The sequence below is a fragment of the Huaxiibacter chinensis genome (assembly GCF_022171985.1).
Lineage (GTDB): Bacteria > Pseudomonadota > Gammaproteobacteria > Enterobacterales > Enterobacteriaceae > Enterobacter > Enterobacter chinensis_A.
Window position 1 is genome coordinate 338,139 of record NZ_JAJVHF010000001.1, and the last position, 19,911, is coordinate 358,049.

Here is a 19,911-nt window from a genome sequence, read left to right on the forward strand (position 1 = left end):
CGTTTACCGCGCCGGGCTACACCTTAAAGTTGCGTCAGTTTCTGCAGCATCTGGTCGGTCGTCGAGACTGCTTTACTGTTAATTTCATACGCGCGTTGAACCTGGATCATGTTGACCAGTTCTTCCGCGACGTTGACGTTCGAGGTTTCAACATACCCCTGATACAGCAGACCTGAACCGTTCAGACCCGGCGTGCTCTCGTTCGGCGCGCCGGAAGACTGCGTTTCGGTGTACAGGTTCTCACCAATGCTTTCCAGACCGGTGTCGTTCATGAAGGTGGTCAGGTTCAGCTGTCCAACCTGAACAGGAGCAGCCTGCCCCTGCTGCGTCACGCTCACCACACCATCACGGCCGATGGTAATACTCAGCGCGTTCGCCGGGATGGTGATCGCAGGCTGCACCTGGAAACCACCCGCCGTTACCAGCTGACCATTTTGATCCACCTGGAAAGAGCCATCACGGGTATAGGCAGAGGTACCATCCGGTAACTGTACCTGGAAAAAGCCCTGACCCTTGATCGCCACGTCTTTGCTGTTGTTGGTCTGAGACAGGTTACCCTGGCTGTGCAGACGTTCAGTCGCAACAGGACGGACACCGGTACCAATCTGCAGGCCGGACGGCAGCGTCGTCTGTTCGGACGACTGTGCACCAGGCTGACGGATGGTCTGGTAAAGTAAATCTTCAAAAACGGCACGCTGACGTTTGAAACCATTGGTGCTGACGTTCGCCAGGTTGTTGGCGATAACGTCCATATTGGTTTGCTGCGCGTCGAGACCCGTTTTCGCAATCCATAAAGAACTGATCATATTTAGCCCTGTTAACTCATAGACAGCAGTTGGTTAGCCTTGCCTGCGTTTTCATTAACGCTGCTGATAACCTTCATCTGCATTTCAAACCGACGGGCGCTGGCGATCATGTCGGTCATCGCTTCGACCGGCTTGACGTTACTGCCCTCAAGCACGCCGGACATCACACGGATGCTCGGATCGGCCTGCAAGGCTGCGCCTCGGGTGGCCTGTGCGGCCGGCGTCAAACGGAACATTCCGTCATCGCCACGCATCACCTCTTTGCCGTCTGCCTTTACCAGCTTCAGGCGGCCCACAGGGGCGATGGTATTCGCCGGATCGCCCGGATTGAGAGCAGAGATGGTGCCGTCGGCGGCAATGGTAACTTCCGAGCCTTCCGGCACGGCAATCGGCCCTGCTTCACCAATCACAGGATGACCCTGAATCGTCAGCTGGCCTGCGGCATCAACCTGAATGTTGCCGTTACGGGTATAACCTTCTGAACCGTCGGCCGTTTGCACCGCCAGCCAGCCATCCTGTTGCAGCGCAACGTCTAGCGGACGAGAGGTATAATCCATCTGACCCGGCGTCATGTCGGCGCCCGGCGTTGAGGCAACAACCAGCGTACGCGTCGGCAACGTCAGCCCTTCCACCGGCACCGCCCGCAGCGCATTTAACTGCGCGCGAAAGCCCGGCGTGGAGGCGTTCGCCAGGTTACTGGCCGTCACTGCCTGCTGATTCATCGTCTGGCTGGCAGCGCCCATTGCGGTATATATTGCGTGATCCATTACATCATCCCGTTAGACGGTTAGCGCAGGTTGACCAGCGTGTTGAGGATCTGATCCTGGGTTTTGATGGTCTGCGCGTTTGACTGATAGTTACGCTGCGCAACAATCATGTTGACCAGTTCTTTACTCAAATCCACGTTTGAGGCTTCCAGCGCGCCGTTGGTCAGGGTACCGAAGTTACCGGAACCTGCTGTGCCTAACAGCGCCACGCCGGAGGACTGCGTTGGAGACCAGACGTTGTTCCCTTCTGATTTCAGACCTTCGTTATTCGCGAAGTTTGCCAGCACGATCTGCCCCAGAACCTGCTCCTGCTCGTTAGAGTAGTTACCGACAACGGTGCCATCATCGTTAATCTGGTAGCTCACCAGATCGCCCGGCTTGTAACCGTTCTGGTTAGTGGCCACGATGTTGTTCGCACCGGTGTTCTGCTGCATGGAGTTGGCGAAGCTCATCGCGAAGGTTGCCGGGGTCGCGCCAGGAATGGTGCCTGTCGTGATATTGATATTCCCGCCACCGGTCAGCACGCCGCTCGGATTGAAGGTTAAGGTGGTCGCCAGCGCTGGGGTGCTTCCCGCCACGCTGCCATCCTGGGAATACACTTTCCAGGAGTTCGCCGGGGTCGCATCTTTGACGTAGAACAGGTTCATGTTGTGCGCATTACCCTGGCTATCAAAGACCGTCACCGTCCCTTTCTTGTTGTAGGAATCCGGGTTGGTGGCATCAAACGCAACGGTCGGTGCAGTATCGGTAGAGTTCAGGTTGATCTGCTGGGTCGCGGTGGTGGTCGATTTCGCCGCCATCAGCGTGGTCGGAATAGTAATGGCCTGCGGGTTAGCGCCCGTCTGAACCGTTGGCGGCGTGCCCGCTACCGGATAGCCGGTCAACTGCAGACCCTGCATGTTCACCAGGTTACGGTTTTCATCCAGCTTGAACTGGCCATTACGGCTGTAAAAAACAGACCCGTTGGCGTCCACCATACGGAAGAAACCATTCTGGCTGATGGCCACGTCCAGACCACGTCCGGTATTGGTCGTGGTGCCGTCAGTGAAGTCCTGAGTGATGCCGGCGACTTTAACACCGAGGCCCACTTTGGAACCGGCAAACATATCTGCGAATGAGGCAGAACCGGATTTAAAACCATAGGTCGCGGAGTTGGCGATGTTGTTGCCAATGACGTCCAGGTTGGTGGCCGCAGCATTCAGGCCGCTGACCGCTTGAGAAAAGGCCATGACTTACTCCTGATAAGTATTAGGGCTTAAATAATCTGCCGAACTTCGTTGAGTGTGGTGGTACCAGAGGTACCTAAATCCAGTTTGTTGCCGTCACTGCTCTTAATGACGCCCTGGACCAGACCAAACTGCAGAGGCTGTGCCACCAGTTGGGTCGACCCATTGCTGGCCGCGATGGCCACTTTGTAAGAACCGTTGGGTGCCGTCGTGCCATCCGTCAGCGAACCATCCCAGGTAAAGGTATGAACGCCCGCCGCCAGCGAACCGATATCAATGGTGCGCACGACAACGCCGTCTTTGTTGGTGATGGTGGCGGTCACTTTATCCGCAGGCTGTTGCAGCTCAACGCCAAACGGCGTGGTGCTGGTGGTGGTTGAGCCTTCGGTAGTATTGGTCCCGGCAAGAATGGTGGTGCCCGGGATCATGACGCCATGACCAATCAGGTTTGCCGCCTGCAAAGACTGGCTGTTATCGATTTGACCGGAGACGGAACCGAGCGTGGTATTAAGTTTCTCAATGCCGCTAACGGTACTGATCTGCGCAAGCTGCGTGGTCAGTTCGTTATTTTGCATCGGGTTGGTTGGGTCCTGATTTTTGAGCTGCGCGACCAGGAGCGTCAGAAAACTGCCCTGCAGATCGGATGCGCTATTGCCCGTCAGTGAACTGGAGCCGGTTGCGCTACGGGGACCATTGACGCCGGAGTTGGTCGGGTCATTCACATTTACGGCGATGGACATACGTGTCTCCTTTACTGGCCGAGAGTGAGCGTTTTGAGCATCATGCTCTTCACGGTATTAAGCACTTCGACGTTAGCCTGGTAGCTGCGGGAGGCAGACATGGTGTTCACCATTTCCCCCACCACGTCGACGTTTGGCATCTTGACGTAACCACTGGCATCCGCCAGAGGGTTTCCAGGCTCGTACACCAGTTTGTCTGGCGCCTGGCTCTCTATCACATCGGAGACTTTCACGCCGCCGGTTGCCGCGCCCGGCGCAGCATCGACCTGAAAGACCACCTGTTTTGCCCGATATGGCTGACCGTCGGGTCCCGTCACGCTATCGGCGTTCGCCATGTTACTGGCAGCGACGTTCAAACGCTGAGACTGCGCGGTGAGCGCGGAACCGGCGATATCAAAAATATTTAATAAGGCCATGAATTAGTTGCCCCCCTGCAGAACGGTCTGCATCCCTTTAATCTGTCCGCCAAGAACGGTTAAACCCACCTGGTATTTCAGGCTGTTATCGGCAAACTGTGTACGTTCCCGGTCCATATCGACGGTGTTGCCGTCCAAAGAGGGCTGATCGGGAATACGGTAAAGTAAATCGGTAGACGGCGCAGTCATCGCCTGAGCAGGAATATGGCGTGCGGACGTCAGCGCAAGGGCGACACCGGTCCCTTCTGCCCGACCACGCTCCATCACTTTTTTAAGCTCACTGGAAAAATCAATATCGCGCGCCTGATACCCGGGGGTGTCCGCGTTCGCAATATTGGCGGCCAAAATCTCCTGACGCTGAGCGCGCAGATTCAGGGCTTCCTGCTGAAAACGTAGTGCGGCGTCGAGTTTATCGAGCATGTCTCCTCCGCTGATGGCAAAATTTCAGTTCATAGCTTAAATCTCAACCCGTATCCCTTATCGACGGAATAAGCGCAAAATGGGTCGCTATTTATTGCGTTGATGAGAAACCACTGCGGGTAGAATCCTGTTAAATCCAGGAACCGTGGGAATTTGCGATGCTGACGTTCAAAAGTGGCCTTGCCGCAACCATTCTGCTTTTAAGCCCTCTTGCCATGGCGCAGGATCTTAATGCACAGTTGACGGCCTTTTTTGCCGAACGGCTGGCGGGCTTTAGCGATGAAGTAGTGGTCACTGTACGCACGCCGCCGAATCTGCTGCCCAGCTGTGAGCAGCCGTCATTCAGCGTCAGTGGCAATGCAAAGCTGTGGGGTAATGTCAGCGTGCAGACGCGTTGCCCTAATGAGAAACGGTTTTTACAGGTAATGGTTCAGGCAACCGGCAATTACGTCGTCGCCGCGCAGTCCATTGCCCGTGGCAGCGTGTTACAGCCGGGGAGCGTGACGCTGAAGCGTGGTCGTCTCGATCAGTTGCCTCCGCGTACGATGCTTGAAATTGACCAGGCGCAAGACGCCGTCAGTCTGCGCGATCTGGTGCCGGGACAAGCGGTTCAGCTCTCCATGTTGCGTAAGGCCTGGCGAATTAAAGCCGGGCAGCGGGTGATGGTGATCGCGAACGGAGACGGCTTTAGCGTCAATGGCGAAGGCAAAGCACTGAACAACGCCGCGGTGGCGCAAAATGCCCGCGTGCGGATGGCTTCAGGCCAGGTGGTCAGCGGCGTGGTGGGTTCTGATGGGAATATTCTGATTAACCTATAATCTTTTTAAAGATTTTGCGGCGGCTGCCGATACATAATTAACAAATGAAGATGTCAGGCGCCAACGCCGCGAACCCTCGATGAGGACAACACCATGAGCATTGATCGTACATCGCCCTTAAAACCGGTAAGTACTGTACAACCTCGCGAAACGAACGACACGCCCACGCCAAAAGCGCGTCTGGAGAAATCGTCTACAGCGAACAGCACCAGCGTCACGCTGAGCGATGCGCAGTCAAAACTGATGCAGCCTGGCACTAACGATATCAACATGGAACGTGTTGAGGCGTTAAAAAGTGCTATTCGTAACGGCGAGCTGAAAATGGATACCAGCAAGATTGCGGACGCGCTGATCCAGGAAGCACAGAGTTTCTTACAGAGTAAATAACCGAATGAGTCGACTGTCAGAAATACTGGATCAAATGACGGTAGTCCTGAACGACCTGAAAACGGTGATGGATGCCGAACAACAGCAGCTGTCCGCCGGGCATATCAGCGGCAGTGCTTTGCAGCGCATTACAGAAGAGAAAAGCTCACTGCTTGCCACTCTGGATTATCTGGAGAAGCAGCGCCGTGCGGAGCAAGATCCGCACCGTAGCGCCAATGACGATATCATCGAGCGCTGGCAGACCATCACTGACAAAACGCAGCATCTTCGCGACCTCAACCAGCACAATGGCTGGCTGCTGGAAGGACAGATTGAGCGTAATCAGCAGGCTCTGGAGGTGTTAAAACCCCATCAGGAACCAGGCTTGTACGGTGCGAACGGACAGACTGCCAGCTCACGCGCGGGCGGGAAAAAGATTTCAATATAATCGCCAGGCGATTATGACGGCGGGGAGCACCGAAGGGTGACTCCCCTTTCGTTGTTTACACCGTACGGCGGGTAAACTCTTTGACCTTAAAGCCCAGCAGGGCCAGCGTGGCAAAGTAGGCAACAATCCCCACCGCCACCACGGCCATTAACCGCATCAGACGATACGCCATCGTGCCTTGCGACCATTCCGGCATGATGTGCATCATCCCCACCAGCGCCGCAGCCATGACCAAAACCGCAATCACCAGACGCACTAAAAAGCGGCTCCAGCCCGGCTGTGGCGTGAAGATATCCTGTTTGCGGAGCTGCCAGTACAGCAGCCCGGCATTCATACAGGCCCCCAGACCAATCGACAGCGACAACCCGGCGTGCTTCAACGGGCCGATAAACGCCAGGTTCATCAGCTGAGTCATGATGAGCGTGGCGATGGCGATTTTGACCGGGGTTTTAATATCCTGACGCGAATAGAATCCGGGTGCCAGAACCTTCACCACGATAAGCCCCATTAACCCGACTGAATAGGCGACCAGCGCACGCTGGGTCATAGCAGCATCAAAGGCGGTGAACTTGCCGTACTGGAACAGTGAAACCGTCAGCGGTTTCGCCAGGATCCCCAACGCCACGGCGCTTGGCAACGCCAGCAGGAAACAGAGACGCAGGCCCCAGTCCATCAGTCGGCAATACTCATCATGGTTACCGCTGGCGAAGCTGCGTGAAAGCGACGGCAGCAAAATAGTGCCCAGCGCCACCCCCAGCACACCCGACGGGAACTCCATCAGGCGGTCGGCATAATACATCCAGGAGACCGAGCCAGAGACCAGAAACGAGGCGAAAATGGTGTTGATAATGAGCGAAATCTGGCTGACGGAGACCCCAAGGATCGCCGGTCCCATCTGCTTAATCACCCGCATCGCACCCGCATCACGGAAGTTAATACGCGGCAGCACCAGCATGCCAATCTTTTTCAGGTGCGGCAGTTGATAGGCCAGCTGCAGGATACCGCCGACGGTGACCGCCCAGGCCAGCGCCAGAACCGGAGGATGAAAGTGCGGGGCGGCGAAGAGCGCAAAACCAATCATGCTGACGTTAAGGAAGGTGGGCGCAAACGCCGGAACCGAGAAGCGATTCCAGGTGTTCAGAATCGCCCCCACCAGCGAGGCCAGCGAAATCAGCAGAATATAAGGAAAGGTAATTCGCAAAAGCTGGGTGGTGAGGGTAAATTTATCCGCGGTGTCCGCAAACCCGGGCGCGGTCACCATGATAACCCACGGCGCCGCAAGCATGCCCACCACGGTCACTATCGCCAGGGCCAGCGTCAGCAACCCCGAGACATAGGAAACGAAGACGCGCGTCGCATCTTCGCCCTGTTTACTTTTATATTCCGCCAGGATGGGGACGAACGCCTGAGAGAACGCGCCCTCAGCAAAAATACGACGCAGCAGGTTTGGCAATTTAAACGCGACGAAAAAGGCATCCGTCGCCATACCTGCCCCAAACACTCTTGCCACAATTGCGTCGCGTGCAAAACCCAGCACGCGAGAAAACATGGTCATCGAGCTGACGGCCGCCAGCGATTTTAATAAGTTCATTAACGTGAATTTCCACTACCACACGGCAAAACGCCTGCAATGCAGGCGTTGAAAGAAGCGCTTAGTCTACCCATATTTAAACGAATTACTATCGGCAGATGTTACCGCATTTTATTCGCTCATCGCATCGCGCCACAGCTTCTCTACGATGCGTTGGGCCAGGATAGCCTGCTCGCCTGCGGTTTCCGGAACCGTCTGATTTTGCACGCACTCGATGAAGTGACGCGCACATCCGGCAAACCCACGCTGTTCGAGGGTGCTTTGCCAGCCAGGCACGGGACGCGTCAGAAGTCCGCTGCCTTTTTCCTCACGCCATTCCCGCATATCCGTAACGTCATACAGTCCACCGTCGGTGACCGCCTGCACGGCTTCTCGCTGGCTGCCAGCACGACGGTGCATGCTGGTCGTCACCTGTACGTTTTCCACGCTAAAGTGGTGCTCGGCATAGACCATCTCGCCCTGCTCGTTCGTTTGCAGCGTGCCGCTTTTTAACTGAGCACTGCCGCCTGCAAGCCAGAGCGCGGTGTCGACCACATGCAGATAGTCATCCAGCAGCGTAAAGCGCAAATCCCCCGGACCGACGCTGTCGGTACGATGTTTGTCCATTCGCAGCGAGGCCGCAGCGCCGAGTTGGGCCTTCAGGTCCTGATAGAGCGGCGCAAAACGACGGTTAAACCCGACCATGAGCGTCAGGTTTTTACGGGCCGCCAGCTCGATAAGCCGCTCCGCATCCTGCACGTTTTCAGCCAGCGGCTTGTCCACGCAGACATGGACGCCGGCATTTAAGAGCGCCGTAACCACCTGGTAATGGGACGCCGTTGAGGTATGCACAAATACCGCATCACATTCGCGCGCCAGGTCGAGCAGCGAGGCCGCATAAGGCATACGCCAGGTTTCACAGATGCGCAGTGCTTTTGCGCGCGTTGGGGACCAGGCACCTGCCAGCGTCCAGTCGGTAGCGGCGCTTAGCACCGGGAGCCATGCCTTTTGCGCAATGCCGCCAAGCCCGACCACGCCAATACGTAAATTTGTCATCCGTTACTCTCCTGAGTGGGCCAGCAATGAATCCAGCCGTTGTTTTAATTCAGCCACTTCGTTTTCCAGCGCCTCAACACGCGCGGCAAGCGATTCATCTTCGACTGGCGACAGCGCTTCTGCCACGTTAACCAACGTTTCAACGTCGCCGCTGAACAGATGCATATAACGGCTTTCGCGTTTGCCTGGCTCCCGCGCCAGACGCAGGACAAATGGACCATCTTCACGCGCGGCCAGCGTCTCCAGGGTGCGCTCCACGTCCTGCACATCGCTAAATTCATGCATTCGGGAGGCGCGTGAGCGCAGTTCGCCCGGCGTTTGTGCCCCGCGTAACAAAAGCGTGGTGATAACGGCCACCTCCGCAGAATTGAGCTTTAAATCGCCAAACTCAGAATTGCAGAAGCGTTGTTCATATTTGGTGACGCGGTTGCCAAACCCGCTTACCGTGCGTAAATAGTGGCGTTTTACCAGGGCGTCGAGCTGATCCTGCACCTCGTGCTCGCTCAAATTCATGACCGGTTCACGGTTGGTTTTTTGGTTGCAGGCCATCGTCACCGCGTTGACTGAAAGCGGATATTGTTCCGGCGTGGTGACCTGCTTTTCCAGCAGACACCCCACTACCCGCGCTTCGGTCGCGGTTAATTGATAGTTCATGCAGTTTCCTTAGCGCCCTGCGCTCCAGTCTTTGGTGGTTAATGCCGTCAGCACGTGGTCACGCCATTCGCCGTCAATAAGCAGATAATCTTTTGCATAGCCCTCTTTCTGAAATCCCAGACGAGCCAGTAGCCCTCCGCTGCGCTGATTATGCGGCATATAGTTGGCCATAATGCGATGAATATGCTGGGTGCGCTGCATATAGCGGATCGCCGCGGTGAGCGCCTCAAACATCAGTCCCTGCCCCTGCCACTTCTGCCCGATGGAGTAACCCAGATAACAGGCGTGAAACGAGCCGCGCACCACGTTGGAAAAATTGGCGATACCGATAATCTCTTTTTCCTCCGGGTCCAGAAGCGCAAAATAGAACGCGGTGCCCTGTTTATGAAATTCTGCAATCATGCTCAGGCGTGCCTGCCAGCCTGAGGGATAACAGTGGCTCTCATCCCGTACGGGCTCCCAGGGCTTTAAAAACTGGCGATTTTCAGCGTAATAATCCGCCAGCCGCCAGGCATCACGCTCATGCACCAGACGAACAACCAGTCTGTCTGTTGTCAGACGTACTTTTGGCACGTTACTGCGATAGCCAAACATCGATACGACTCCTTCCCGTCACTTCATCTCTGCCCGTTAGCTTTACTATACCTGCGCCTTTCGCTTCTGTGAAAACAGTGACATACCCTTTTTTACTGGATTCACACATTTTGATTAAAAAGCTGAATCAAACCACGTTCTTGATAAAAAAATATTGTCGCGGGCGGTGTAGGAAAAAAGAAGCTAACACCGCAGAATATTAGCGTGCTCACCTTTTGATACACTCACGCCTTTCTGCGGCTGCAGGCGGGGCGATGGTGTATTTCCCTGGAGGGGAAATGTCCCGCGTATCACAGGCCCGTAATCTGGGTAAATATTTTCTGCTCGTCGATAACATGCTGGTCGTGCTCGGCTTTTTTGTCGTCTTCCCGCTTATCTCCATTCGCTTTGTCGATCAGATGGGATGGGCGGCGTTGATGGTCGGTATTGCCCTGGGTTTACGCCAGCTGGTCCAGCAGGGCCTGGGCGTTTTTGGCGGCGCCATTGCCGACCGTTTTGGCGCAAAACCGATGATCGTTACCGGTATGCTGCTGCGTGCGGCGGGCTTTGCCACCATGGGTATCGCCCACGATCCCTGGCTCCTGTGGTTTTCCTGTTTCCTGTCGGGCATTGGCGGTACGCTCTTCGATCCCCCGCGTACCGCGCTGGTGGTGAAGCTGATTCGCCCGCAGCAACGAGGCCGTTTTTTCTCCCTGCTGATGATGCAGGACAGCGCCGGAGCCGTAGTGGGCGCCCTGCTTGGCAGCTGGCTGTTGCAATATGATTTTCGTCTGGTCTGCGCCACCGGCGCGGCGCTCTTTATTCTGTGCGCCGGCTTTAACGCCTGGCTGCTGCCAGCCTGGAAGCTCTCTACGGTAAAAGCACCGGTGCGGGAGGGTTTGAACCGTGTCCTGGCAGACAAACGTTTCGTCACCTATGTCCTGACCCTGACCGGTTACTACATGCTGGCCGTACAGGTGATGCTGATGCTGCCGATCATGGTCAATGACATGGCCGGCTCGCCCGCTGCGGTAAAATGGATGTACGCCATTGAAGCAAGCCTGTCCCTGACCCTGCTCTACCCCATAGCACGCTGGAGTGAAAAGCGCTTTCGCCTGGAGCACCGCCTGATGGCCGGGCTGTTATTAATGACCCTGAGCATGCTCCCTGTCGGGTTGGTCGGGACCGTGCAGCAGCTGTTTCTGTTGATCTGCACCTTTTATATCGGCTCGATCATTGCCGAGCCCGCACGTGAAACCCTGGGGGCCGGGCTTGCGGATCCCCGCGCCCGCGGTAGCTATATGGGCTTCAGCCGTCTGGGGCTGGCGCTTGGCGGGGCGCTCGGGTATGCGGGCGGCGGATGGTTGTTTGATGCAGGCAAAGCCCTCAGTCAACCCGAGCTGCCGTGGATGATGCTTGGCATGGTAGGCTTTATCACCCTGCTGGCATTATGGTGGCAGTTCAGTACTAAACGCAGTGCCCGTGGCATGCTGGAGCCAGGCGCCTGATTTGAATGATGCTTTTTTCTCCTCCATACTGAAGATTCACCATCAACACATGGAGGAGAAACGTGAAGCTTTATATTTACGATCATTGCCCGTTCTGCCTGAAGGCTCGTATGATTTTTGGGCTGAAGAACCTCCCGGTTGAGTTAGTGACCCTGCTCAACGACGACGAAGCGACGCCCACCCGCATGATTGGCAAAAAGATGGCGCCCATTCTGCAAAAGGATGACAGCCGCTATCTCCCCGAAAGCATGGATATTGTGCATTACGTCGATAAGCTTGACGGCCATCCGTTGCTCACAGGGAAACAGAATCCGGCCATTGAGGAGTGGCTGCGCAAGGTGAACAGCTACGTTAACCGTTTGCTGATACCCCGTTTCGCCAAAGGCGCTTTTGACGAGTTTGCCACACCGGAGGCGCGTGCCTGGTTCGTGGAGAAAAAAGAGGCCGCCATCGGCTCTTTTGACGAACATCTCGCCCACTCAGCCGGACTGGTGAAAAAAATCAGTGACGATCTCCGCGCCCTGGACAAACTGATCGTCAAATCCAATGCGGTAAACGGGGAGCTCTCCGAGGATGATATTCATCTCTTTCCCCTGTTGCGCAACCTGACGCTGGTCGCAGGCATTACCTGGCCAACCCGCGTGGCTGACTACCGTGACAATATGGCGAAACAGACGCAAATCAATCTGCTCTCGTCGCAGGCTATCTGACCCCTTTCGGGCGGGAACCTACTCCCGCCCATGCTATTCAGTTTTTTCTGCTGGTCTCAGGAATATCAGCCTGACATACTGACGCGTCAGGACGTTAGCGCCGACATCATGATGAGGAACCCCATGAAAAAAATCGTTATTGCCGCGGCGTTGATTGTCAGCGGCCTGCTGGTCGGTTGTAACCAGCTGACACAGTACACCGTCAGTGAGCAGGAAATTAACCAGGCGCTGGAAAAACATAACAACTTTGCCAGGGATATCGGTGTACCGGGTGTCGCCGATGCTCACATCGTTCTGAGTAAACTGGTCAGCCAGATTGGACGGGAAGAGCCGAACAAAGTGACGCTATCCGGTGATGCGGACCTGGATATGAACTCCCTCTTCGGCAGCCAGAAAGCCAACATCAAGCTTAAGCTGAAAGCCCTGCCCGTTTTCAATAAAGAGAAAGGCGCAATCTATCTGCAGGAGATGGAAATTGTCGATGCCATCGTGACGCCCGAAAAAATGAAACCGGTGCTACAGACCCTGATGCCGTATCTCAACCAGTCCCTGCGCAACTATTTTAATCAACAGCCTGCGTATGTCCTGAGTGAAGACAAGAGCAAAGGCGAAGCCTTAGCGAAAAAATACGCCAAAGGAATAGAAGTGAAGCCGGGTGAGATCATCATCCCCTTCACCCAATGACCTGACGGGCGCTACGGCGCCCTTTTTTATGGCGAAAGTTTTGCGCAGAAAAGTGTGCAAACGAAAACGTTTCCGCATATGATTTGTGTCCGGCAAAAACAGCCATCCTTATGACTGATTCATGACAAGCCGGAGCACACCATGACTGTACAACCCCAGGTTCTGAAAATCCGCCGCCCCGACGACTGGCATATCCATCTGCGCGATGGCGATATGCTGAAAACCGTCGTGCCTTACACCAGTGAAATTTATGGCCGCGCGATTGTCATGCCTAACCTGGTTCCTCCGGTCACTACCGTGGATGCCGCAATCGCCTATCGTCAACGCATCCTTGATGCGGTCCCGGCCGGTCATGACTTCACCCCGCTTATGACCTGCTACCTGACTGACTCTCTCGACCCGAATGAAGTTGAACGCGGCTTTAACGAGGGCGTGTTTACCGCAGCCAAGCTTTATCCGGCCAATGCTACCACCAACTCCAGCCACGGCGTCACCAGCACCGACGCGATCATGCCGGTCCTGGAGCGCATGGAAAAACTGGGTATGCCGTTACTGATCCACGGCGAAGTGACCCATGCCGATATCGATATTTTCGACCGCGAAGCACGCTTTATCGACACGGTGATGGAGCCTTTGCGCCAGCGTCTGCCCGGCCTGAAAATTGTTTTTGAGCATATCACCACGAAAGATGCTGCGGATTATGTACGCGATGGGAACGATCGGCTGGCGGCGACGATTACGCCACAGCACCTGATGTTCAACCGCAACCATATGCTGGTCGGCGGCGTCCGCCCTCACCTGTATTGCCTGCCTGTCCTCAAGCGAAATACGCACCAGCAGGCCCTGCGCGAGTTAGTGGCAAGCGGATTTAGCCGTGCGTTCCTGGGCACGGATTCCGCACCGCATGCCCGTCATCGCAAAGAAGCGAGCTGCGGCTGTGCCGGCTGTTTTAATGCCCCGACAGCGCTCGCCAGCTATGCGACGGTGTTTGAAGAGATGAATGCCCTGGCGCACTTTGAAGCCTTCTGCTCCCTGAATGGTCCACGTTTTTACAACCTGCCGGTAAATGAGGGCTTCATTGAGCTGGAGCGTAAACCGAGTCAGGTGGTGGAGTCTATCGCGTTGACTGACGATACGTTGATTCCTTTCCTGGCGGGTGAAACCGTTAACTGGACGGTGAAACGCTAATTATTATTCGCCCCCTGTTGTAAATACAGTGAATTGACTGTATAAATAAACAGTACATTACACAGGGGGCAATTATGCGCATCGAAGTGACCATCGCTAAAACTACTGTCTTACCTGCAGGCGCCCTGGATGCTCTGGCGGGTGAGTTATCCCGTCGTATCAACGACACATTTCCCGACCGTGACGGTAACGTCACCGTACGCTATGCCACTGCAAACAACCTGTCCGTCATCGGTGGCGCTAAAGACGAAAAAGATCGCATCAGTGAAATTCTGCAGGAAACCTGGGAGAGTGCAGAAGACTGGTTTATCACAGAATAATTATTTTCTCCCTCATTGTGTTTTTTTGCCGGGTCGCCCCGGCTTTTTTTCATCTTAATCTTATTTAGTTCAAATTTATTGCGCATCTTCTTAAAGAATCGTGAACAAGATGGCGTTTTATTGCTCGAACATTCCTAAAAAGCGCAAAAATGTGTTGCTACCCATTTATTTTTCCCGTCAGAACCCTTATTTATTGATATACTGAAGAGGCTTCAGATAAACAGCCAGGAACCTCAAAGTCGTTGTCTTCTAATACGCAATAAGGGGGTTACAATGGAAAAGAATAATGAAGTCATCCAGACCCATCCTCTCGTCGGCTGGGATATCAGTACCGTAGACAGCTACGATGCACTGATGCTGCGTTTGCACTACCAGACCCCAAATCAGCCAAACCGTGAAGACGCGGAGATTGGACAGACACTGTGGTTGACCACAGATGTTGCACGCCAGTTTATTTCTATTTTAGAAGCAGGTATTGCCAAAATAGAGTCTGGCGACTACCAGGAAAATGAGTATCGGCGGCATTAACGCTATGCCCTCCATTCACTCAACAGGCACCTTTTGGTGCCTTCTTTATTTCCCCCTTGTGTAACCCTTCCATCTTAATTACTCTGCTAAGCAAAGTGTGAGTAAAAGAGATCCCCATGAATTACGACTTGATCATTATTGGTAGCGGCTCCGTTGGCTCTGCAGCGGGATATTATGCAACCCAGGCGGGTCAAAAAGTGTTAATGATTGACGCCCATTTACCGCCCCATGCTGAAGGGAGCCACCACGGCGATACCCGCCTTATTCGCCATGCTTATGGCGAGGGTGAGCGTTACGTGCCGCTGGTGTTACGCGCGCAGACGTTATGGGACGAACTGGCCACCCAAACGGAAGAGCGGATTTTCGAACGCACCGGGGTGGTAAATCTTGGGCCTGCTGATTCCACGTTTTTGGCAAATGTTGAACAAAGCGCACGTGAATTCAATCTGAACGTGGAACGCCTGGATGCCCAGGCCACGATGGCGCGCTGGCCGGAAATCAGCGTTCCGGATAGTTACATCGCCCTCTTTGAGGCCAACTCTGGCGTATTGCACTGTGAAACCGCCATCAAAACCTGGATTTCGCTGGCAGAAAAAGCAGGCTGCGCGCAGTTATTTAACTGTCCCGTCACGGCGATAACCCATCATGACGAGGGCGTCACGGTAACCACCTCTGACGGCGATTTCTCCGCCGCTCGCCTGTTAATCAGCGCGGGCACCTGGGTCACCCGACTGCTGCCGGAGCTGCCTGTCCAGCCGGTGCGTAAAGTGTTCTCCTGGTTCCAGGCCGATGGACGTTACAGCAGCCAGAATAAATTCCCGGCCTTTACCGGTGAGTTGCCGAACGGCGATCAGTTTTATGGCTTCCCGTCGGAGAAAGACGCGCTCAAAATTGGCAAACACAACGGCGGGCAACGCATTACAACGCCGGAAGAGCGTAAACCTTTTGGCGCGGTCGAGGGCGATGGGTCTGAAGCGTTCAACTTCCTTCGCCACGTTCTTCCCGGCATTGGTGGTTTGCTTTATGGCACCGCCTGTACCTATGACAACACGCCCGATGAAGATTTTATTATCGATACCCTGCCGGGCCATGATAACACCCTCATCATTAGCGGTCTGAGCGGTCACGGTTTCAAGTTCGCCTCTGTGCTCGGCGAAATCGCAGCCGAATTTTCACAGGGCATTGCGCCCCGCTTTGATCTCAGCCCCTTCTCTCTGTCGCGCTTTGCACGATAATCTCATCTCAGGCTCCGGCTCTGCCGGAGCGTTTTCTTTTATTGCCGCAATGACGGAATACTATGCGCAGGATCGTTAATTATCTCATCAACAATATCCGCGAGCATCTTATGCTCTATATTTTTTTGTGGTCATTGCTGGCCATCGTCGACGTCATATATATTGTATTTTTCTGAGCACAAAGATTGACATTAATTGACGTTACTTTATAAAAGTTGAGTTTTACGTCAGAATATTTGAACCCTTCCCATACCCACCTCCTTACCGTTAATCACCTTATTTCAGATAAAATGAACGAAGAAATTGAATCTAATATTCATTACACAATCAATAAAACTGAAAGAAAATAATTAATAATCATTATCAATAAATATCATTTGCAATAGCATTTCGCACAGGTCATTTTGAGCCTCTCGTTTATTGGGAAGAGTCCTTATTATGCAATTGCGTAATTCACCTGCTCGTTATGGAATAATATCCATGCTGCTGCACTGGTTAATGGCCCTTGCGGTTTATGCCATGTTTGGTCTGGGCCTGTGGATGGTCACCCTGAGCTATTACGACGGTTGGTATCACCAGGCACCTGAGCTGCATAAAAGCATTGGCGTCCTCCTGATGGTGGCCCTGCTCGTGCGGCTGGTCTGGCGCCATCTCTCGCCGCCGCCTCCCGCGCTAAAAAACCACAGTGCGCTGACGCGATTCGGTGCATTAGCGGCGCATCTGGTTATCTATGTTTTACTGTTTTCCATTTTGATCAGTGGCTATCTCATCTCGACGGCAGATGGCAAACCCATCAACGTGTTCGGTCTGTTCGAGGTGCCAGCCACCTTATCCGATGCCGGTTCCCAGGCTGATTTAGCAGGCACTATTCATTTGTGGCTTGCCTGGGGCGTCGTCATTTTGTCCGTTCTTCACGGTCTTGCGGCCGTTAAGCATCATTTCATCGATAAAGACGACACCCTCAAGCGCATGCTGGGCCGTTCGTCAGTTGACTCTGGAGCATAAAATGAAAAAACGCCTGTTAGGTATCGCATTAGGTTCACTGTTATTCACCACCGGCGCTGCCGTTGCCGCTGATTATAAAATTGATAAAGAGGGCCAGCACGCTTTCGTCAATTTCCGTATTCAGCATCTGGGCTACAGCTGGTTATATGGCACCTTTAACGATTTCGACGGGACCTTCAGCTTTGATGAGAAGAACCCTGCCGCGGATAAAGTGAATGTGACCATTAACACCAACAGCGTGGACACTAACCATGCAGAGCGTGATAAACATCTTCGCAGCGCGGAATTCCTGAACGTTGCCAAATTCCCTCAGGCGACGTTCACCTCCACAGAGGTGAAAAAGGATGGCGAGGGTCTGGATATTACCGGCAACCTGACGCTGAATGGCGTGACAAAACCGGTGAAGCTGGACGCCAAATTAATCGGTCAGGGGGACGATCCCTGGGGTGGCAAACGTGCTGGATTTGAAGCGGCAGGGAAAATCAGCCTGAAGGACTTTAACATCACAACCGACCTTGGCCCTGCATCGCAGGATGTCGAGCTGATTATCTCGGTGGAAGGTGTGCAGCAGAAGTAAGAAAAAAGCCCGGTGAACACTTGCCTCACCGGGCTGTTAACGCTTATTCCGGGTCAGGAATACCGAGTTTGGTATTCAGACGACCACGAGACTTATTGAAAATCTTATTGCCGTTTTCACGCCCCGCCCGGCGAAGACGCTGTTCTTCTTCCGGCAGAGTGCTCTCTTCACTGCACAATTCACTGCAACAGCCGTTAAATTTCTCTGCACACGCCGGACACTGGATAAACAACAGATGACAGCCGTCGTTTTTACAGTTGGTATGCGTATCACATGGCGTGCCGCACTGATGGCAGTTGGCGATGATATCTTCAGAGATACGCTCGCCCATACGCTCATCAAAGACGAAGTTCTTGCCGACAAAGCGTACCGGTAACCCCTGTTCGCGAGCGCGACGGGCATACTCGATGATACCGCCTTCAATATGCCAGACCTTGTTGAAACCACTGTGCTTCATCCACGCGCTGGCTTTTTCGCAGCGGATCCCCCCGGTGCAGTACATGACAATTTTCTTGTCCTTATAGTCCTGCATCATTTCAACCGCTTTCGGCAATTGTTCGCGGAAGGTATCCGCCGGGATCTCCAGCGCGTTTTCAAAGTGCCCCACTTCGTATTCGTAGTGGTTACGCATATCGATAAACACGGCGTCGGGATCGTCCAGCATGGCGTTGACTTCCGCGGCTTTCAGGTACTCCCCTACATCGCCCGCATTGAAGGTGGGATCATCGATGCCGTCGGCAACAATACGCTCACGCACTTTCATGCGCAGCACCCAGAAAGATTTGCCGTCATCATCAAGGGCAACGTTCAGACGCAAGCCCTCCAGCGCCGGGTCAAAGCCGTACAGCAGATCGCGTAAGGCCTCGACGTTGCTTTCAGGCACGCTTATTTGGGCGTTAATACCTTCGCGGGCCAGATAAACGCGGCCAAACACGTTGAGTTTCTCAAAGGCTTTATACAGCGCATCGCGTGTGGCCTGAGGGTCGACAAGGGTAAAATACTTATAGAATGAGATCGTTTTGCGCGGCTCTGTTTCGGCCAGCATGCGCGCTTTTAACGTCTCATTGGAAATGCGGTTATGTAACACTGGCATGGTGTACGAGTCCTGCAATCGTTAGAGAATGTAAATCGGCGGCATGATATAGCAAACAATGAGAATTTACATCCCCACTTTTTGCGCTACATTTCACTCACACAAACTCTTTTACAGCTCAAATTGCTGTATAAACGTCCAATTCAGTTCCATACATTTTGGCAAACAATTAAAAAATGCGACAATGCAGGGCACAGGACGAAGAAAAACAGGAATGACATGACCCAATTACCCAAATTTTCGGCAGCGCTGCTGCACCCTCGCTACTGGCCTGTCTGGTTTGGCATCGGCACGTTGTGGTTACTGGTCAAGCTGCCCTATCCGGTGATTTATCGTATTGGTCGCGCGCTCGGATATCTCGCGCTGCGCATGATGAAACGTCGCGCGGCCATTGCCCGCCGCAACCTGGAACTGTGCTTTCCGCAAATGAGCGAGCATGAGCGCGAGACGCTGGTGGTCAAGAATTTCGAATCTGTCGGCCTCGGCCTGATGGAAACCGGCATGGCCTGGTTCTGGTCAGATAAACGCATGTCGCGCTGGTTCGAGGTGACGGGAACCGGTATGGAGCCCGTGCATCGTTTACAAGCCGAAGGGACAGGCGTACTGCTGATCGGGATACATTTTCTGACCCTTGAAATCGGTGCAAGGATGTTTGGTATGCAGGCACCCGGTATCGGGGTTTATCGCCCTAACGACAACCCGGTGATCGACTGGCTGCAAACCTGGGGCCGTATGCGCTCCAATAAGAGCATGATCGACCGGAAAGATCTCAAAGGCATGATCCGTGCCCTGAAAAAAGGCGAGGTGATCTGGTACGCACCTGACCATGACTATGGCCGTCAGTCCAGCGTCTTTGTCCCCTTCTTTGCCGTACAGGAAGCAGCAACCACCTCGGGCACCTGGATGCTGGCACGAATGTCCAAAGCGGCTATCGTTCCCTTTGTTCCCCGACGTAAGCCTGATGGAAAAGGTTACGAACTGATGATGCTGGAACCCGAGCTTGCGCCTCCGCTGGACGATGCCGAAACGACCGCCCGGTGGATGAACGGCGTGGTTGAGAAATGCATTATGCTCGCGCCTGAGCAATATATGTGGCTCCATCGTCGTTTCAAATCTCGCCCCGAAGGAATGCCTTCACGTTACTGAGTCAGAGGGCGGCCCACCCTGGCCGCCTTTCTCTAAGCTTTAAAAGCCCTGGTGCAT

At 54.1% G+C, this 19,911-nt stretch carries 25 protein-coding genes; 14 read left to right on the forward strand and 11 right to left on the reverse strand.

The features are described from left to right. Nucleotides 1-23 precede the first annotated feature (23 nt). The 6 genes from flgG to flgB are packed head-to-tail and all read right to left on the reverse strand — an operon-like array spanning nt 24 to nt 4,375. Nucleotides 24-806: a flagellar basal-body rod protein FlgG gene (gene flgG / locus LZP96_RS01700; RefSeq protein ID WP_064325681.1), complete on the reverse strand. Its 783-nt coding sequence runs from the start codon at nt 804-806 to the stop codon at nt 24-26. Nucleotides 807-817: 11 nt separating this feature from the next. Beyond that, nucleotides 818-1,573: a flagellar basal body rod protein FlgF gene (locus LZP96_RS01705; RefSeq protein WP_064325680.1), complete on the reverse strand. Its 756-nt coding sequence runs from the start codon at nt 1,571-1,573 to the stop codon at nt 818-820. A 20-nt stretch (nt 1,574-1,593) separates the two neighbouring features. Continuing rightward, nucleotides 1,594-2,802 (reverse strand): flagellar hook protein FlgE, encoded by a 1,209-nt coding sequence (flgE, locus tag LZP96_RS01710; RefSeq protein WP_064325679.1) that lies wholly within the window; start codon nt 2,800-2,802, stop codon nt 1,594-1,596. A gap of 26 nt (nt 2,803-2,828) precedes the next feature. Further along, a complete protein-coding gene (flgD, locus tag LZP96_RS01715; RefSeq protein ID WP_258925666.1) occupies nt 2,829-3,539 on the reverse strand; it encodes a flagellar hook assembly protein FlgD in 711 nt (236 codons plus the stop codon). A gap of 11 nt (nt 3,540-3,550) precedes the next feature. Next, nucleotides 3,551-3,955, reverse strand: a complete 405-nt coding sequence (gene flgC / locus LZP96_RS01720) for a flagellar basal body rod protein FlgC (protein ID WP_064325677.1) — start codon at nt 3,953-3,955, stop codon at nt 3,551-3,553. A 3-nt stretch (nt 3,956-3,958) separates the two neighbouring features. After that, entirely contained in the window at nt 3,959-4,375 is a 417-nt protein-coding gene (gene flgB / locus LZP96_RS01725) for a flagellar basal body rod protein FlgB (RefSeq protein WP_064325676.1), read from the reverse strand. Nucleotides 4,376-4,533: 158 nt separating this feature from the next. Between flgB and flgA the strand changes: the two genes are divergently transcribed. From flgA to flgN, 3 genes are all read left to right on the forward strand, one after another. Beyond that, nucleotides 4,534-5,193, forward strand: a complete 660-nt coding sequence (gene flgA, locus LZP96_RS01730; protein WP_064325675.1) for a flagellar basal body P-ring formation chaperone FlgA — start codon at nt 4,534-4,536, stop codon at nt 5,191-5,193. A gap of 93 nt (nt 5,194-5,286) precedes the next feature. After that, the gene (flgM, locus tag LZP96_RS01735; RefSeq protein WP_064325674.1) at nt 5,287-5,580 is read left to right on the forward strand and encodes a flagellar biosynthesis anti-sigma factor FlgM; all 294 of its coding nucleotides are present in this window, start codon (nt 5,287-5,289) and stop codon (nt 5,578-5,580) included. A gap of 4 nt (nt 5,581-5,584) precedes the next feature. Next, complete coding sequence (gene flgN, locus LZP96_RS01740) at nt 5,585-6,007, forward strand: flagella biosynthesis chaperone FlgN (protein WP_064325673.1); 423 nt, start codon at nt 5,585-5,587, stop codon at nt 6,005-6,007. A gap of 55 nt (nt 6,008-6,062) precedes the next feature. On the opposite strand, the gene murJ is transcribed toward flgN, so the two are convergent. The 4 genes from murJ to rimJ form a co-directional block, all read right to left on the reverse strand. After that, a complete protein-coding gene (murJ, locus tag LZP96_RS01745; RefSeq protein ID WP_064325672.1) occupies nt 6,063-7,598 on the reverse strand; it encodes a murein biosynthesis integral membrane protein MurJ in 1,536 nt (511 codons plus the stop codon). 111 nt (nt 7,599-7,709) lie between these two features. Beyond that, nucleotides 7,710-8,633, reverse strand: coding sequence for a Gfo/Idh/MocA family protein (locus tag LZP96_RS01750; protein ID WP_064325671.1), 924 nt, complete (start codon nt 8,631-8,633; stop codon nt 7,710-7,712). A gap of 3 nt (nt 8,634-8,636) precedes the next feature. Then, nucleotides 8,637-9,287 carry a YceH family protein gene (locus LZP96_RS01755; protein WP_064325670.1) on the reverse strand — a complete coding sequence of 217 codons (651 nt, stop codon included), beginning with the start codon at nt 9,285-9,287 and terminating at the stop codon, nt 8,637-8,639. A gap of 9 nt (nt 9,288-9,296) precedes the next feature. Further along, the gene (gene rimJ, locus LZP96_RS01760; RefSeq protein ID WP_258925667.1) at nt 9,297-9,881 is read right to left on the reverse strand and encodes a ribosomal protein S5-alanine N-acetyltransferase; all 585 of its coding nucleotides are present in this window, start codon (nt 9,879-9,881) and stop codon (nt 9,297-9,299) included. A gap of 278 nt (nt 9,882-10,159) precedes the next feature. Between rimJ and mdtH the strand changes: the two genes are divergently transcribed. From mdtH to LZP96_RS01810, 10 genes are all read left to right on the forward strand, one after another. Further along, a complete protein-coding gene (gene mdtH, locus LZP96_RS01765) occupies nt 10,160-11,368 on the forward strand; it encodes a multidrug efflux MFS transporter MdtH (RefSeq protein WP_258925668.1) in 1,209 nt (402 codons plus the stop codon). Between the two features lie 62 nt (nt 11,369-11,430). Then, on the forward strand, nt 11,431-12,078 hold the full coding sequence (grxB, locus tag LZP96_RS01770) for a glutaredoxin 2 (protein WP_064325667.1): 648 nt from the start codon (nt 11,431-11,433) through the stop codon (nt 12,076-12,078). A gap of 123 nt (nt 12,079-12,201) precedes the next feature. Next, entirely contained in the window at nt 12,202-12,762 is a 561-nt protein-coding gene (locus tag LZP96_RS01775; protein ID WP_258925669.1) for a lipoprotein, read from the forward strand. Between the two features lie 141 nt (nt 12,763-12,903). Then, a complete protein-coding gene (gene pyrC, locus LZP96_RS01780) occupies nt 12,904-13,950 on the forward strand; it encodes a dihydroorotase (RefSeq protein WP_064325665.1) in 1,047 nt (348 codons plus the stop codon). 74 nt (nt 13,951-14,024) lie between these two features. Next, nucleotides 14,025-14,270, forward strand: a complete 246-nt coding sequence (gene dinI, locus LZP96_RS01785; RefSeq protein WP_064325664.1) for a DNA damage-inducible protein I — start codon at nt 14,025-14,027, stop codon at nt 14,268-14,270. Between the two features lie 273 nt (nt 14,271-14,543). Beyond that, entirely contained in the window at nt 14,544-14,798 is a 255-nt protein-coding gene (bssS, locus tag LZP96_RS01790; protein ID WP_064325663.1) for a biofilm formation regulator BssS, read from the forward strand. 116 nt (nt 14,799-14,914) lie between these two features. After that, on the forward strand, nt 14,915-16,033 hold the full coding sequence (gene solA, locus LZP96_RS01795; RefSeq protein WP_064325662.1) for an N-methyl-L-tryptophan oxidase: 1,119 nt from the start codon (nt 14,915-14,917) through the stop codon (nt 16,031-16,033). Between the two features lie 62 nt (nt 16,034-16,095). Next, a complete protein-coding gene (locus LZP96_RS01800; protein WP_064325661.1) occupies nt 16,096-16,209 on the forward strand; it encodes a YceO family protein in 114 nt (37 codons plus the stop codon). A gap of 262 nt (nt 16,210-16,471) precedes the next feature. After that, on the forward strand, nt 16,472-17,038 hold the full coding sequence (locus LZP96_RS01805; RefSeq protein WP_064325660.1) for a cytochrome b: 567 nt from the start codon (nt 16,472-16,474) through the stop codon (nt 17,036-17,038). 1 nt (nt 17,039) lies between these two features. Further along, complete coding sequence (locus LZP96_RS01810; RefSeq protein ID WP_064325659.1) at nt 17,040-17,615, forward strand: YceI family protein; 576 nt, start codon at nt 17,040-17,042, stop codon at nt 17,613-17,615. A 43-nt stretch (nt 17,616-17,658) separates the two neighbouring features. Here LZP96_RS01810 and trhO read toward each other — a convergent pair whose 3' ends face one another. Continuing rightward, nucleotides 17,659-18,708 (reverse strand): oxygen-dependent tRNA uridine(34) hydroxylase TrhO, encoded by a 1,050-nt coding sequence (gene trhO, locus LZP96_RS01815; protein ID WP_258925670.1) that lies wholly within the window; start codon nt 18,706-18,708, stop codon nt 17,659-17,661. Between the two features lie 219 nt (nt 18,709-18,927). Between trhO and LZP96_RS01820 the strand changes: the two genes are divergently transcribed. Then, complete coding sequence (locus tag LZP96_RS01820; protein ID WP_064325657.1) at nt 18,928-19,854, forward strand: Kdo(2)-lipid IV(A) acyltransferase; 927 nt, start codon at nt 18,928-18,930, stop codon at nt 19,852-19,854. The last annotated feature ends 57 nt before the right edge of the window (nt 19,855-19,911 follow it).